This is a genomic window from Cryobacterium sp. AP23 (genome assembly GCF_054075385.1).
The window spans coordinates 119660-133882 of the sequence record NZ_CM133415.1; the positions used below are offsets into that span (position 1 = coordinate 119660).

Sequence of the window (14223 nt, forward strand, 5' to 3'; positions counted from 1 at the left end):
GGCCGCTCCCACAACGTGGGACCCTTGGTACATGGATCTGGAGGTGTCACCCGCGCTGACGATTCCGGCGACGGAACTCGGCTGGCGGTTCTCCCGGTCATCCGGACCCGGCGGCCAGCACGTGAACACCTCCGACAGCCGCGTGCAGGTGTCGTGGAGCATCGCCGACTCCGCAGTGCTCTCCGACGACCAGCGCGCCCTGTTGCTCGCCCGCCTCGACCGGCGGCTCATCGCCGGGGTGGTTACCGTGGCCGCCTCCGAACAACGCTCCCAGCTGCGCAACCGTGAGATCGCGCTGGCCAAGCTCGCCGAGTTGGTGAGCGTCGGCCTCGCCCCCGACGCCGCACCCCGCCGGGCGACCAAGCCCACGAAGGGCTCCGGCCGTCGGCACATGGCCGCGAAGACGCAGCGGTCCGCGACCAAACGGCAGCGGCAGCGCCCCTCCGCCGAATAGCGCCGGCCTACGCCGCGGCGGCGCGCAAAAACTCCACCGTCGGGGCGGCCAGGGCCGCCCCCACGCCGAATTGCGGTCGCTTCGCGCCGCGCACCTCGAAGGAGTGGTTCGCGTCCTGCGCCCACCAGAGCGTCGCCCGGCTGCCGATTCTCTCCACCACCGGGGTGAGTTCGTCCGGCGCCGCGAACGGGTCGCGGGTTCCCTGCAGGAACAGCATGGGCCGTTCGATCCCGTAGAGGTGCTCGTCGCGCGGCTTGTCCGGCCGGCCGGGCGGATGCAACGGGTAGCCGAGAAAGACCAGTCCGGCCGCTTCCATTCCGGCCGCGACCGCCATCGAGGCCATCCGCCCGCCGAAGGACTTGCCGGCCGCCCAGACCGGTTCTTCGGCGGACCGGCCGCTCGCCGCAGCCATCGCCGCGCGCCATGCGTCGATCGCCAGCGGTGCCCGGTCCGGCAGCCGCCGGCCGGCCTCCCGGTACGGGAAGTTGAACCGCAGGGTCGCCACACCGGCCTCGTTCAGCGCCCGGGTGAACCCGACGAGGAACGGATGGTCGAAGCTGGAGCCCGCACCCGGCGCCACGACCAACGTGGCGAACGCGCCGGCCGGCCGGGCGTAGGCAGCCGACACCGTGCCGTCCGCGACCTCGATGCGCATGCTCCCTGCCGATTCCATCTGTCCTCCCTAACCCGTGATGACCACCTTGCCGAGCGCACGCCCCTCGCCGAGGTATGCGAGCGCCCGCGGCACCTCGTCCAACGGAAACGTGCGGTCGATGTGGATGTCCAGCTCGCCGGTGAGGCACCGGTCCGCGACGGGCTCGAAGTAGGTCGGTCCCTCCCGGGCGATCAGCAAGCCGAGGTGCCGCCCGGAGGCGAGGCCGAGCGCCGCGCCCACCGTCACGACCCGCAGCACGCTGCGCACCGTGCCGCCGACGCAGAGGTACCGCCCGCCGCGGGCGAGGGCCCGCCGGTAGGCGAAGACCGACCGGTGGGCGACGAGGTCGAGGATCAGGTCGAACGGGTCGAGCCGGGTGAAGTCCGAGCGGGTGTAATCGACGACGGCGTCGGCCCCGACGCTATGCATGAAGTCGAGCTTGCCCGCGTTGTCGACACCGGTCACATGGGCTCCCGCGCGTTTGGCGAGCTGGATCGCGAACGATCCCGACCCGCCACCTGCCCCGTTGATCAGCACCCGCTGCCCGGTTCGGGCGTCCCGTGTGCCCTGAAGTGCGATCGCTCCGGACTGCGGCAGCGTCGACGCCTGGGCGAACGTCAACCCCGGAGGCTTGTGGGCGAGGGCCGCGACCGGCGCGACGGCGTACTCGGCGAATCCGCCCAGCAGGCCCAGATTGTCGCCGTACACCTCGTCGTTCACCTGGAACCGGGTGACGCCGGAGCCGACGGCGGCGACCCGGCCGGCGATATCCGACCCCAGTATCCGGCGCCGCGGGGCGCGCAGCCCGCCGATCCGGGCGTACATCGGTGATCCGGTCAGCGACTCCCAGTCGGAGAGGTTGAGCGAGGTCGCGGCGATCTCAACGAGCACCTCGTTGGTGTCCGGCGCCGGCTTCGGAACCTGCTCGACCCTGAGCACGTCGGGCGGGCCGTAGCGGTCGTACACGACCGCCCTCATGCCGCTGGGGCGTTCCGGCCGGCACGCAGCGGCACGGCCACATCCGCCCCGCCCTCCCGGGTGAGCCGCTGCCCCATGCCGACCATGGTCGGAGCGGGTACGAAGCCGCCGGCGAAAAGGGCCTCGCCCTGCTTGAACCACGAGGCCCGCGAGAGCATGGCGGGCGGCACAAAACCGAAGATCGTGGCGAGTTCGCCAAGGTCGACCGGGGAGGTCATCTTCATCAGGGCGAGGTTGTCACACTGCGAAACGATGCTCGGGTGCACCCGGGAGGGCCGCTGGGTCGACAACAGCAGCCACAGTCCGAACTTGCGCCCCTCGGCCGCGATCTGCACGATCCGCTCCCGCACCGCAACCTGTAGCGGGCTGGTCGCTTCGGGCGAGCAGAAGTTATGCGCCTCGTCGATCACGATCAGCAACGGCCGGCGTTGCTCCCGCTTGTCCCACAGGTCGTCGAGCACCGCCAGCGCCACCACGAGGGACTCCTCGGCGTTTTCGAAACCGCCGAGGTCGAGAACCGTGGCATCCGGGCGGGCGTCCAGAATCTCGGTGACCGGGACCAGTCCCTTCGCCCACACGTCCCAGTCGGTGACACGCAGATTGTCGGTGCGCGCCGCCAGGTCGCGAGCCGCCGGCGTACCCCGCTCCCGCAGACTCGGCACGACCCTGCTCGCGTCAACCAGACCCACGGTTTCCTCGATGTGCATCAGCTCGTTGTACTCGGCCCGGTCGGCGAGCGGATCGAGTCGGAAGACGGCGGCCTTCGCCGGCCACGACAGGTCGGTGAACCGCACCCTCAGCGCATCGGGGTCGGGCGATGACGGCCGCAGGATGCGGATGTCGCGGGTCGACAGCGCCCGCTGCGCATCCGATACGTCTCCCTCGGACTGGGCCTGGCGCATCTGCACGAAGTCGGCGTTCGGATCGAAGATCACCATGGGCAGCGCCGTGTGGATCAGGAGTTGCTCGAGCACCACGCCGAGGGCGTAGGTTTTGCCCGAACCGCTCTGCCCGCACCAGAACGTGTGCCGGTTGAAGCGCTGGGCGAAGAGCCGGGCGGGGATGTCCCGGGACGCCAGGAAGGAACCGATGGGCAGCGTCGCGGCGGAGGCGCCGTACAGGGACTCCGTGGTGCGGGCATCCGCTGCCCGCACGGTGGCGGCGGCGAAGGCGACCGACCGTCGAACGTCGAGATCCCGGCCGTCCTCCGACAGCAGGCCCAGAATTCGGCCGGAGCCGCTCGGAGCCCCGTCGACGGTGACGCTGACGTCCTCCACCTGGCCCAGCTGGGTCGCCCCGGCGTCGAGGTCGCCCGAGGCGACCAGAACCACGAGCCCGCCAGGCTCGAAGCTGTCGGAGCTGGTACCGGCGAACTGGAACCGCCGGCCGTCGATGGATACCGCGCCGGCGTGTGGGAGTGATGCCCTGTCGACGTTGTTCATGGGTTGCCTTTCGTCGCACGTTCGGCCGGAGAACCGACCGGATTTTCAGGCAGCGTAATGCCGTTTGATGATGACGGGAGATTTCCCCGCCATCTCCCTTGAAAGAACGCGGTCGACGAACGAGAATTGGCGCTTTGAGAGGTCTGCGAAAGGGGTGGCAATGCCCGAACTGACGGTCATCCGGCAGTCGCCGGATCCGGACCACGCCCACGTTTCGGACCGCCGTCGCCGGTCCGTCGCGGAGCAGATCCGGGCGCTGGGGCAGACCCGCATCGGCGCCCTGCTGTTGCTGGTCGCGACGCTGGCGGCAATTCTCTGGGCCAACCTACCGTCCGGGTCCTACACCGAGTTCTGGGACACCCACCTGAGCGTGGGCGTGGCCGACCTGCAACTGAACTTCACCCTGCACGCGCTGGTGAACGATGCGCTGATGGCGATCTTCTTCTTCACCGTCGGGCTGGAGGTGCGGCGGGAGTTCGCGATCGGGGAGCTCACCAGCTGGTCCCGGGCGGTGGTGCCGATGGTCGCCGCGGTCGCCGGGCTCGCCCTGCCGGCACTGCTGTACCTGCTCATCAGCACCGGCTCCGGTGCGGAACACGCCTGGGGGGTCGTGATCTCCACCGACACCGCGTTCCTGGTCGGCGCGCTCGCGCTCATCGGGCCGCGGATGCCCGGCCGGCTGCGGATCTTCCTGCTCGCGCTTGCCGTCGTCGACGACATCGGCGCGCTGGCCATCATCGCGCTGGTGTACACCGCGGACTTCAACCCGCTGCCTCTCGTCATCGCCGCCGTCGGTCTCGCCGGGGTGTACTTCACCCGGTATCTGCGCGGCGGACGCGGCCCCGTCTACGCGACCCTCGCCATCATCGTCTGGATGGCGTTCCTCGCCTCCGGCGTGCACCCGACCCTGGCCGGGGTGGCCATCGCCCTGCTCGTGCCGGTGTACCGGCCGAACCGGCGCGACGTCGAGCACGCCCTCGACCTCGCCCGTACCTTCCGGCAGTCACCGAACACCGAGTACGCCCGGGCCGCCGCGAACAGCCTGCGCGAGTCGATCTCGATCAACGAACGGCTGCAATCGGCCTACGCCCCGTACGTGGCGTACGTAATCCTCCCGGTCTTCGCCCTCGCCAACGCCGGCGTGCAGCTCTCGCCCGAGATCCTCGCCGCCGCGGTGCGCTCACCCATCACCTGGGGTGTCATCGTGGGACTTGTGGTCGGCAAGTTGGTGGGAGTGTTCGGGTCGACGGCGTTGATGCGGTTGACCGGTCTGGGCGAATTCGGTCCCGGCCTCACCATGGACCGCATCCTCGGCGGTGCGGCGCTCTGCGGTATCGGGTTCACCATCTCCCTCTTCATTGTGGACCTCGCCATCGATGACGCCGCCGGCCAGAACCAGGCCCGGGTGGGCGTGCTCGCGGCCTCCGTGATCGCGTTGGTGCTGGCCACGGTGATCTTCCGGCTGTCCGACGCCGCGCATCCGCCGACGACGACCGGCCGCACCCTGCAACGGCCCGTCGACCCGGCCAGGGACCACGTGTACGGCCCGCACGACGCGCCGTACACGATCGTCGAATACGGCGATTTCCAGTGCGGGTTCTGCCTCAAGGCCACTGGATCGGTGGAGGAGGTGCACCGCGAATTCGGCGACAGGCTGCGGTACGTGTGGCGGCACGCCCCGCTCACCCGGTTCCACCCGAATGCGCTGGCCGCGGCGGAAGCCTCCGAAGCCGCCGCGAGGCAGGGCAAGTTCTTCGAGTTCGAACGGAGCCTGTTCGCCGACCAGGAGCGGCAGCTGCCGTCGGACATCCTCCGCCGGGCAGGGGAGTTGGGCCTGGACGTGGAGCGGTTCACGGCGGACCTGGAGTCGGCCGAGGTCGCCGCGCGGGTGCGGGATGACATGCTCGACGCCGAAGCGATGGACATCACCGCCGTCCCCACCTTCTTCGTCAACGGCCGGCGGCACATCGGCCCGTTCGACGCGCAATCCCTGATCCGGGCGCTCGAGCAGGCCACGCCCGACGTGCGGGCGGTCTGACCGGGAATCCCCGGCCGGCCTTCAGTTTGCCGGCCCGATGAGAATCTAGGCTGTAGAGATGGCAGCACAGCGCGAGCCCAGCGACACCCCGATAAATGTGGCGCGGTACAAGATCAACCGTGAGATTCCCGAGGCGGAGCGGCCCGATCCGGTCGAGCCGGAGACCAACGAGGCCGGGCAATCGATGATGGAGGCGCGTGCCCAGTACGTGGAGATCTCAATCCAGCAGGCCATGCGTCGGGGTGACTTCGACAACCTGCCCGGTACGGGAAAGCCGCTCACCGGGCTCACCGACAGCAACGACCCGGACTGGTGGATTCGCCGGAAGATCGAGCGTGAGCAGATCACCGGACTGGGCCCGCCGGCCCTGACGTTACGCACCGAGAACGCCGCGCTCGACGCCCGCCTCGACACCGTCTTCACCGAACAGCAGGTGCGCGAGATCCTTGCCGATTTCAATCGTCGGGTGATCGAGGCCCGCCGGCAGCTGCTCGGTGGGCCGCCCGTCGTCACCCCGGTGCGGGATGTCGACGCCGAACTCGCCCGCTGGCGCGAACGCCGACAGGCGGCAGCGGAGGAGCGCGCCGCGGCCCGGGAACGCGAAGAGGCCGCGCTCGCCGCGATGAGCTGGCGGGAACGCCGTCGGGCGAAGCGGGAGCGTTGAGGCCGGCCGGCGCCGGTGGCATCCTGACTGCATGACGGATGACGCGACCGCGGCGGCCTTCCACCGGAACCTGATTGCCCTGGCCACCCCGGAACAGCGACAGAAATACACCCGGTACTTTCCCGGCGACGAGTCGTTCATCGGGGTGCGGATGGGCGACGTCTTCACGCTGGCCGGCCGGGCGCTCGCCATGCCGGCCAGCGACATCGAGCAGTTGCTGGACAGCCCGGTGCACGAGGTGCGGGCGGGCGCCTGCTCGATCATGGGCAAGGCGGCGACGAACCGTTCGGTCACCGCCGACCGGCACCAGGAGCTCTACGAGCTGTACCTGCGCCGTCACGACCGGATCGACACCTGGGACCTCGTCGACCTGGCGGCGCACCAGGTGGTCGGCAGCTGGCTCGTCGACAAACCACGCGACCCGCTCTATGCCCTCGCCCGCTCCACCTTCTGGCCCGAACGCCGCACCGCCATCGTGGCGACCGCCGCATTTCTCCGGCGTAACGACATCACCGACACCCTCGAGTTGGCCCGGATGCTCGGGGGAGACAACAACGACCTCGTGCAGAAGGCCACCGGGTGGATGCTGCGCTACCTCGGCGATGTCAACCGGGATGCGCTGCTCGGATTCCTCGACGCCGACGCTGCCAGCCTCTCCCCGGCGGCCGTCCGTGCCGCGACCGAGAAGCTCGACAAGCCGGCCAGGGCCGCGTACCTCGCGGCGGCCCGCGGCCGTTGAGACCCGTCGAAGCAGGGGAGGGGGCCGATCGCTGTGACGCGCGGCGGGCGCGGTGCCGGTTAGGACGCCAGGGCGACGCCCCACTGTTCGGCCCTGGCCAGCTCGTCGTCGCCGAGCGGACCCGTCACGCCGCTCACCAGGAAGCTCTCCCGGCCGGCGGGGACGACCGCCCGGCGGCGCAGCCGCTTCTCGATGGCCTTGGCCGCCGAGCCGGAGAAGAATCCCCGGCTGGAGACGGTGTCGAAGGCCGCGCCGCGCACGCCGGGTTGTGCGGGCACGGCGTCCAGCCACTCCGCGACACCGGTGACGGCCGCCCGGCCGCCCTTGACCGCGGCCTGCCTGCGGGACACGGGTCCGGGCAACCCCATGCTGTGGGTCGGGGCGCCGACCAGCAGCAGGTCGACGCCGTCCGGGTCGGGGGCGGATGCGGCGTCGACCATGGTGACGAGCGCCCCGCGCGACCGCAACCCGGTGGCGATGGCGTCGGCGACCTGGGCGGTGTTGCCGAAGCAGGACTCGGTGACGATCAGCACGTTCATTGGGGCTCCTCGAGTGAGCGGGCCCGACGCGGTGACCACGCGACAGTTTGGTATTCGGAATACCAAAGCCCATAGCTAGACTAGGCGCATGGCCGATGCGCTGCAACTGACGAGGAACCCGGGTCGCCGCCCGAGGCTGTCCGACGCCGAGACCGAGGAGCGCATGCTGGAGGCCGGCATGCGCTTCGTCGCCAGCCAGGGACTCTCACTCAGCCTGGAGCACCTGAGCATGGAGGACCTGATCCAGGCCGCCGGCGTCTCCCGCACCTCGTCATACCGGCGGTGGCCCACCAAGGACACCTTCGCCGCCGACCTCCTGCTCACCCTCGCCCGCGCCGCCGATCTCTCCGGCGACATCCCCGGCCTGCCCGCCGCGCTGGCGGCGAGCTCAACGGCACTCCTACCCGATCTCGACTCGGGGCAGGGCCGCCGGAACGCGATTGTCGAGGTGCTGCGCGTGTTGCTGGACACCGATTTCGTGGCGATGCTCCGCTCCACCGACTGGCGCTCGTACATCGCGCTGCGCGCCGCGCACATCGGCCTGCCCGACGGTGAGCTGCGCACCCGGGTCGCCGAGGCGCTATCCGACACCGAACGGCGCTTCACCGGCGCACGAGCCGCCGCCTTCCGGATGCTGGCCGACGGCATGGGTTACCGGCTGCGGCGCCCGGAAGCCGGAGCCTGGGACCAGCTCTCCCTCACCCTCGGAGCCGTCGCGACCGGCATGTTGATCCGCGGCTACTCCGACCCCGCCGCCGTGACCGGCACGACGGAGTTCCCCGCCTTCGGATCCACCCACAAGGCACGGTGGAGCCCGCCGACGCTGGCGTCCGCGGGAATCTTCCTCGACGCGATCGAACCCGACCCGGCCGTCGACTGGAGCGGTGACCGGGTCGCCCTGCTGCGCAGCCAGCTCGAGAGCCTGGGCGGCACCGTGGCCGGCGTGGTCGCGGCGGCGAAAACCACCACCGGCGCCGATCGCGCAGCCCGGGCGTAGCCCACCCGCCGCATCCGGTGGACGACCACGGGGCGAGGGCATTTCGGGAACGGTGCAGGCGAGATACTGTCGCTGCCACCGCTCCGTTACCGGCGGCGGTGCAGCGACAGGAGAATCGGATGAACCGGTCCGCACCCATCAGCTGGTTGCTCCGGCACCCGGTCGCCAACGCGGAGTCGCGAGAATCGGCCGCCCTGATGGTGGGCGCGGCCGTGTTCGTGGTGGCCGCCATTCCCGCCGCGATCGTCTTCTGGGGAACCGACGTACCCATCGCCGGGCCCGGGTCGGTCGGGCAGTTCGTCGCCCTGGCGAGCGCCGTGGCAGCGATTGTGATCTTCATCGCCACCCGGGTGGTCATGCACGCCAGCCGGGCCGCCGGCACCCTCCTTGACCCCGGGCCATCCGGCCGCGGCGGGCTCCTGCGGTGGTACGACATCGGTGCTTTCGCGCTGGCACACGGCGTGATCGCCCTCTTGGCCTGGCTCGCGGTCGCGGGCCTGCTCAGTCGCAGTTTCATCGGCGCCGTCGTCTTCCCCGTGCCCGCGACGCTGCTGGCCGCGGTCGCCATCGCCGTCACGGCATACAGCGTGTTCCTCTCCGCCGTGGGCCTGACCCCGATCCTGATGTCGGTCATCCTGGCCGTTTTCGTGGTGGTGGGCACGTTCGCGAGCATGCTGAGCGCCGATGATCCGCTGTGGTGGCAGGAGAACCTCAGCACCCTGGGCATCTCCGACGACATCTCGGCGTTGGCCTTCAACCTCACCGTCCTGGTCGCGGGGGTCATCGTCACAACGCTGGCGCACTACGCGACCGCGGCCATCCCCGTCGGCACGCCGGACGACGCCCGGGGCCGCGCCCGCGTGCGAGGCGCCCTCGTTCTCCTCGGAGTGCTCCTGGCCTGCGTGGGGCTCTTCCCGCTGGATCAGAATCCGGTGGCGCACAACGTGTCCGCCTCCGGCATGTTGGTGGCCTTCATCACGGTGGTTGTCGGCCTGCGCACGTGGATCCCCGCGATGCCGCGCGTGTTCCTGCTGCTCGGCTACGTCTACGTCGGCATCATCCTGGTGCTGGGCGTGTGGTTTGCGACCGGCTATTACACCCTCACCGCCGTGGAACTGGTGGCGTTCGTGCTGATCTTCAGCTGGCTCATCGTATTCCTCCGTCACACCGGGGCGATGCTGCCCGCAGAGCAGGCGGTCAGGGCCGACAGCGTGGCCCTGCAGGGCTAGCCGGGAGGCCGTCGGTGCGGCGCCGGCGGGACACGTACGATCAGGGGATGCCCCCGCGCTCGCCCCTCCCGCAACGACACGGGCTCGATGCCGCCTGGGTGTGCACGCCGGAGCGCGAACGGCCGGGCGCACCGGCACCGACCTGGCCGAACATGAGCGCGTGGCTGGAGGAACGGCTGGGCGAGCGTGTACCCGTCGCCGGGTTCCTGGCAACGGGTCGATTCGTCTACGAGACCGGTGCACCCGTCTTTGGTGCGGACCCCTACCGGCCGACCACCTTCGTCTGGTTCCACCGCGACCTGGCCGACGAACCGGTCGTGCCCGGGCCGATCCACCTGGTCTACCGGGACGACCGGATCATCGTGATCGACAAGCCACCCTTCCTCTCCAGCATCCCGCGCGGCCGGCACGTGCTGCAGAGCGTCGTGGTGCGCCTCCGCGCCCAGCTGCACCTGCCGGAACTCTCACCCCTGCACCGGCTGGACCGGGTGACCAGTGGCCTGCTGGTTCTGGCGACCGAACGGCGCTGGCGTGGGGCCTACCAATCGCTCTTCCAACGCGGCGAGGTGACCAAAATCTACCGGGCGCTGGCGCCGCTGAACCCACGGCTCGAGCTGCCCGTCACCGTGCGCAACCACCTACGGGCCCGGCCCGGCCAGTGGCAGGGCGAGGTCGCACCCGATCTGCCGGTCAACGCCGAGTCGCTGGTCGAGCGCGAGGGCGAACACGGGGGAGCGGGGCTCTACAAGCTGACCCCGCGTACCGGGCGCACGCACCAGTTGCGGCTGCACATGCTGGGGCTGGGCATCCCGATTCTTGACGACCCGCTCTACCCGGTGGTGACGGATGTCTCTGTGCACGACTTCAGCCGCCCGCTGCAGCTCCTGGCCAGCGAACTGGCCTTCACCGACCCGATCGACGGTGCACTGCGACGCTTCGAGAGCGTGCGGACCCTGCCGCTCCGGGCCGAAACCGGCCTCGTGGAATGACCGGGTCGTGCCTACACTGTCACCATGCCAGCGCCGCCCGACGATGTCGCCCCGGTGCCCGGCCATGCTCATGACCGTGCCCTGGACCGTGCTCTGGAGCGTGCACACGCCCACGCGACGGGGTGGTTGAACTCACTGCCCACCCGGCCGGTCGGACCGAGTCGCACGGCGGATGAACTGCTGGCCGACTTCGCGTTCCCGCTGCAGGAGGAGCCGCTGCCGGCCGCCGCGGTGGTCGACGAACTGGCCCGGCTGGCCGAGCCCGGGCTGATGGCCATGCCGTCCGGCCGGTTCTTCGGCTGGGTGATCGGGGGCACCCTGCCGGCCTCGTTGGGAGCGGACTGGCTGGTCAGCGCCTGGGACCAGAACGCCGCGATGCGCTACGCCACCCCGGCGACCGCGGCGGCCGAGGAGGCCGCCGGCGGGTGGCTGCTCGACCTGCTCGGCCTGCCCGCCGGGTGCGATGTCGGGTTCACCACCGGCGCGACGGGATCGAACTTCGTGGGCCTGGCGGCCGCGCGACAGTGGGTGCTCGCCGAGGCGGGCTGGGATGTGGCAGCGAACGGGCTGATCGGGGCGCCCCCGCTGCGCGTGTTCGTGGGGGCGGAGCGGCACGCATCCGTCGACCTGGCGCTGCGATACCTCGGCCTGGGCGCACCGGTCGTGGTCGCGGCCGACGCCCAGGGGCGCCTGGTCGCCGGCGCCCTGGCCGAGGCGATGGACGCCGTTCCCGGTCCGGCGATCGTGTGCCTTCAGGCCGGCAATCTGCACTCCGGGGCCAGCGACCCGCTCGACGAGGCGGCTCGGATCGCCCACGACCGGGGCGCGTGGGTGCACGTGGACGGAGCGTTCGGCCTCTGGGCCGCCACGAGCCCCCGGCACCGCCAACTCGTGGCCGGCGTGGAGACCTGTGATTCCTGGGCGACGGACGCGCACAAAACGCTCAACGTGCCGTACGACTGCGGGGTGGCGATCGTGTCCAGGCCCGAAGCCGTGCGAACGGTGTTCGGCGTGCACACCAGCTACCTGCAGACCACCGAGCAGGGCCCGGGCGACCCGTTCGACAAGGTGCCCGAGTTCTCCCGCCGGGCCCGGGGTGTGCCCGTCTGGGCTGCCCTGCGTTCGCTGGGCCGCTCCGGGGTGGTCGCCCTGATCGACGGCCTCGCCGAGGTCGCCCAGACGTTCGCGTCGCGCCTGGCCGGCATCCCGGGGGTCGAGGTGGTCAACGACGTCGTCTTCACCCAGGTCTGCGTGAGTTTCGGCTCGGACGAGCGCACCCGCAACATCACCGCGCGTCTGCTTGCGGACGGCACCACCTGGATGTCGGGATCGCGCTGGGCCGACCGCGACGTGCTCCGGATCTCGGTCAGCAACTGGTCGACCGACGCGGCCGACATCGAGGCCTCCCTCGAGGCCATCCAGCGCGCTATGGCGGCCGAAGCCGCCGCCTGACCGCCCCGGCCCGCCGCCCGCCCCGGCCCGCCCCGTCATGACTGGCCCACTTTCGCTAGTGTGCCGGCCTGCCCGACTAGCAAAACCGGACCAGTCATAAGTGCGCACCTTGTGACTGGCCCATTTTCGCTAGTGTGACCGCCTCACCGACTAGCAAAACTGGGCGAGTCATGAGCTAGGCGAGGGCGGGTGGGCGCCCGGAGGCCACGAGGGCGGCCGTCGACGGGGCCGCCTCGGCCCAGCTGCCGGGCAGCGTGAGCACCGCCAGGGCCGAGGTGGGCATGCTGATGTCCTCGCCGCTGAGCAGGTAGACCAGTTCCTCGAGTCCGGGATTGTGGGCCACGAGAATCACGGTGCGCAGATCGTCGGGAAGTTCCTGCACGATCTGGAGCAGGTCGGTGACGGAGGCGGCATACGCTCGCTCGTCGACCCGGGCCTCGGGGCTGAACCCGAGTTCTGCCGAAACCAACGCCCAGGTGGCACGGGCCCGGGTGGCGGGGGAGACGATGGCCACGTCGATGGTGGCGAACTGCTCGGCCAGCCAGCCGCCGACATCCGCGGCCTGGCTCTGCCCGCGCGGGTTGAGGGTGCGGTCGATGTCGGCCTCGCCGCCCGACCAGTCGGACTTGGCGTGCCGGAGCACGAGGAGGGTGCGTTCAGGTGTCATCCCGATAGTCTGCACCCGCCGCCCTAGCCATCGGCCGCACCCGGGTCGATGATGCTGGTGTGACGGGATGGGGAGCGTGGATTGGACCCGGGTCATGAACCCGGCATCCCGGCGCGTGCAGCGCATCTACCTGATCCTCCTGCTCGGCAACACGCTCGCGGCCTCCTTCATCTGGGGCATCAACACGTTGTTCCTGCTCGACGCCGGGTTGAGCAATTTCGAGGCCTTCGCCGCGAACGCCTTCTTCACCGCCGGCATGGTGATCTTCGAGATCCCCACGGGGGTGGTCGCCGACACCGTGGGCCGCAAGGCCTCCTACCTGCTCGGCACGATCACGCTCTCGGTCACCACGGCGTTGTACTGGATGCTGTGGGTCTGGCGCTCACCGTTCGTCTGGTGGGCGATCGTGTCGGTGCTGCTCGGCCTCGGGTTCACCTTCTTCTCCGGCGCGGTGGAGGCGTGGCTGGTCGATGCGCTCACCTCGACGGGGTACAGCGGCAGCCTGGAGGCGGTGTTCGGCCGCGGGCTGGTGGTCACCGGCGTCGCCATGTTCGCCGGCTCGGTGCTCGGTGGGGTGATCGCCCAGGCGACCAACCTCGGGGTGCCGTTCCTGGTGCGCGCCGGGGTCCTGGTGGTGATGTTCATCTACGCCTTCCTGGTGATGAAAGACCTGGGCTTCACCCCCGACCATTCGCAGGGCCCGTTGAAGGCGACCCGCACGGTGCTCACCCAGTCGGTGGAACACGGCCTCAAGCGCCGCTCGGTGCGGTACATGATCCTGTCCGCTCCGTTCGCCTCCGGGGTCGGCATCTACGCCTTCTACGCGTTGCAGCCGTACCTGCTCGAACTGTACGGCGACCCGTCGGCGTATTCCATCGCCGGCCTGGCCGCGGCCATCCTGTCGCTGGCGCAGATCGCGGGCGGGGTGATCGCGCCCCGCCTCCGCAACCTGTTCGCCAAGCGCACCAGCACGGTGATCCTGGCGTCTCTGCTCAGCGTGATCTCCCTGGTGATCCTGGGCGTGAACAGCCTGTTCTGGCTGGCCGTGATCCTGCTGATGGTGTGGGGCTTCGTCTTCGCGGTCGCCGAACCGGTTCGGCAGGCCTACCTCAACGACATGATCCCATCGAAGCAACGGGCCACGGTGCTCTCGTTCGACTCGCTGTTCGGCAGCCTCGGCGGAGTGTTCATCCAGCCGGCGCTCGGCCGTTCGGCTGACCTCTGGGGCTACGGCAGCTCGCTGGTCATCGGCGGCCTGGTCGAGCTCATCGGCATCCCGATCATGCTGGCCAGCCGGCGGCAGAACGACCCGGCCGACCTCAAGAGCGATCACGCCGGCGCCGCTCAGGCCACGCCGGACACCCAGTGACACAGCGGGCC

Annotated in this window: 14 protein-coding genes; 9 read left to right on the forward strand and 5 right to left on the reverse strand. The window is 70.4% G+C overall.

What is annotated here, in order from left to right:
- Positions 1–31 precede the first annotated feature (31 nt).
- Positions 32–454 carry an alternative ribosome rescue aminoacyl-tRNA hydrolase ArfB gene (gene arfB, locus ACU5E9_RS00595; RefSeq protein ID WP_456811715.1) on the forward strand — a complete coding sequence of 141 codons (423 nt, stop codon included), beginning with the start codon at positions 32–34 and terminating at the stop codon, positions 452–454.
- Positions 455–461: 7 nt separating this feature from the next.
- On the opposite strand, the gene ACU5E9_RS00600 is transcribed toward arfB, so the two are convergent.
- From ACU5E9_RS00600 to ACU5E9_RS00610, 3 genes are read right to left on the reverse strand one after another with little or no spacing between them, the layout of a single operon-like run.
- Positions 462–1127: an alpha/beta hydrolase family protein gene (locus ACU5E9_RS00600; RefSeq protein WP_456811716.1), complete on the reverse strand. Its 666-nt coding sequence runs from the start codon at positions 1125–1127 to the stop codon at positions 462–464.
- 9 nt (positions 1128–1136) lie between these two features.
- Positions 1137–2087 (reverse strand): NAD(P)-dependent alcohol dehydrogenase, encoded by a 951-nt coding sequence (locus ACU5E9_RS00605; RefSeq protein ID WP_456811717.1) that lies wholly within the window; start codon positions 2085–2087, stop codon positions 1137–1139.
- On the reverse strand, positions 2084–3529 hold the full coding sequence (locus tag ACU5E9_RS00610; RefSeq protein ID WP_456811718.1) for an ATP-binding protein: 1446 nt from the start codon (positions 3527–3529) through the stop codon (positions 2084–2086). Before ACU5E9_RS00610 ends, ACU5E9_RS00605 begins: the two co-directional genes overlap by 4 nt.
- 160 nt (positions 3530–3689) lie before the next feature.
- Between ACU5E9_RS00610 and nhaA the strand changes: the two genes are divergently transcribed.
- Genes nhaA through ACU5E9_RS00625 form a run of 3 tightly spaced genes read left to right on the forward strand, consistent with a single transcriptional unit; the run spans position 3690 to position 6970 of the window.
- The gene (gene nhaA, locus ACU5E9_RS00615) at positions 3690–5567 is read left to right on the forward strand and encodes a Na+/H+ antiporter NhaA (protein WP_456811719.1); all 1878 of its coding nucleotides are present in this window, start codon (positions 3690–3692) and stop codon (positions 5565–5567) included.
- Positions 5568–5625: 58 nt separating this feature from the next.
- Positions 5626–6231 (forward strand): DnaJ family domain-containing protein, encoded by a 606-nt coding sequence (locus ACU5E9_RS00620; protein ID WP_456811720.1) that lies wholly within the window; start codon positions 5626–5628, stop codon positions 6229–6231.
- A 31-nt stretch (positions 6232–6262) separates the two neighbouring features.
- Positions 6263–6970, forward strand: a complete 708-nt coding sequence (locus ACU5E9_RS00625) for a DNA alkylation repair protein (protein WP_456811721.1) — start codon at positions 6263–6265, stop codon at positions 6968–6970.
- A gap of 59 nt (positions 6971–7029) precedes the next feature.
- On the opposite strand, the gene ACU5E9_RS00630 is transcribed toward ACU5E9_RS00625, so the two are convergent.
- Positions 7030–7509, reverse strand: a complete 480-nt coding sequence (locus tag ACU5E9_RS00630) for a flavodoxin family protein (RefSeq protein WP_456811722.1) — start codon at positions 7507–7509, stop codon at positions 7030–7032.
- Positions 7510–7597: 88 nt separating this feature from the next.
- Between ACU5E9_RS00630 and ACU5E9_RS00635 the strand changes: the two genes are divergently transcribed.
- The 4 genes from ACU5E9_RS00635 (at position 7598) to ACU5E9_RS00650 (ending at position 12176) form a co-directional block, all read left to right on the forward strand.
- Positions 7598–8506: a TetR/AcrR family transcriptional regulator gene (locus ACU5E9_RS00635; protein ID WP_456811723.1), complete on the forward strand. Its 909-nt coding sequence runs from the start codon at positions 7598–7600 to the stop codon at positions 8504–8506.
- Between the two features lie 119 nt (positions 8507–8625).
- Complete coding sequence (locus ACU5E9_RS00640; protein WP_456811724.1) at positions 8626–9735, forward strand: hypothetical protein; 1110 nt, start codon at positions 8626–8628, stop codon at positions 9733–9735.
- A gap of 47 nt (positions 9736–9782) precedes the next feature.
- A complete protein-coding gene (locus ACU5E9_RS00645) occupies positions 9783–10724 on the forward strand; it encodes a pseudouridine synthase (RefSeq protein WP_456811725.1) in 942 nt (313 codons plus the stop codon).
- Positions 10725–10748: 24 nt separating this feature from the next.
- Positions 10749–12176, forward strand: a complete 1428-nt coding sequence (locus ACU5E9_RS00650; RefSeq protein WP_456811726.1) for a pyridoxal phosphate-dependent decarboxylase family protein — start codon at positions 10749–10751, stop codon at positions 12174–12176.
- A gap of 175 nt (positions 12177–12351) precedes the next feature.
- Here the strand turns inward: ACU5E9_RS00650 and ACU5E9_RS00655 are convergent, their stop codons facing one another.
- Positions 12352–12843, reverse strand: coding sequence for a SixA phosphatase family protein (locus ACU5E9_RS00655; RefSeq protein WP_456811727.1), 492 nt, complete (start codon positions 12841–12843; stop codon positions 12352–12354).
- A 94-nt stretch (positions 12844–12937) separates the two neighbouring features.
- Between ACU5E9_RS00655 and ACU5E9_RS00660 the strand changes: the two genes are divergently transcribed.
- Positions 12938–14212 carry an MFS transporter gene (locus ACU5E9_RS00660; RefSeq protein ID WP_456813469.1) on the forward strand — a complete coding sequence of 425 codons (1275 nt, stop codon included), beginning with the start codon at positions 12938–12940 and terminating at the stop codon, positions 14210–14212.
- Positions 14213–14223: the final 11 nt, after the last annotated feature.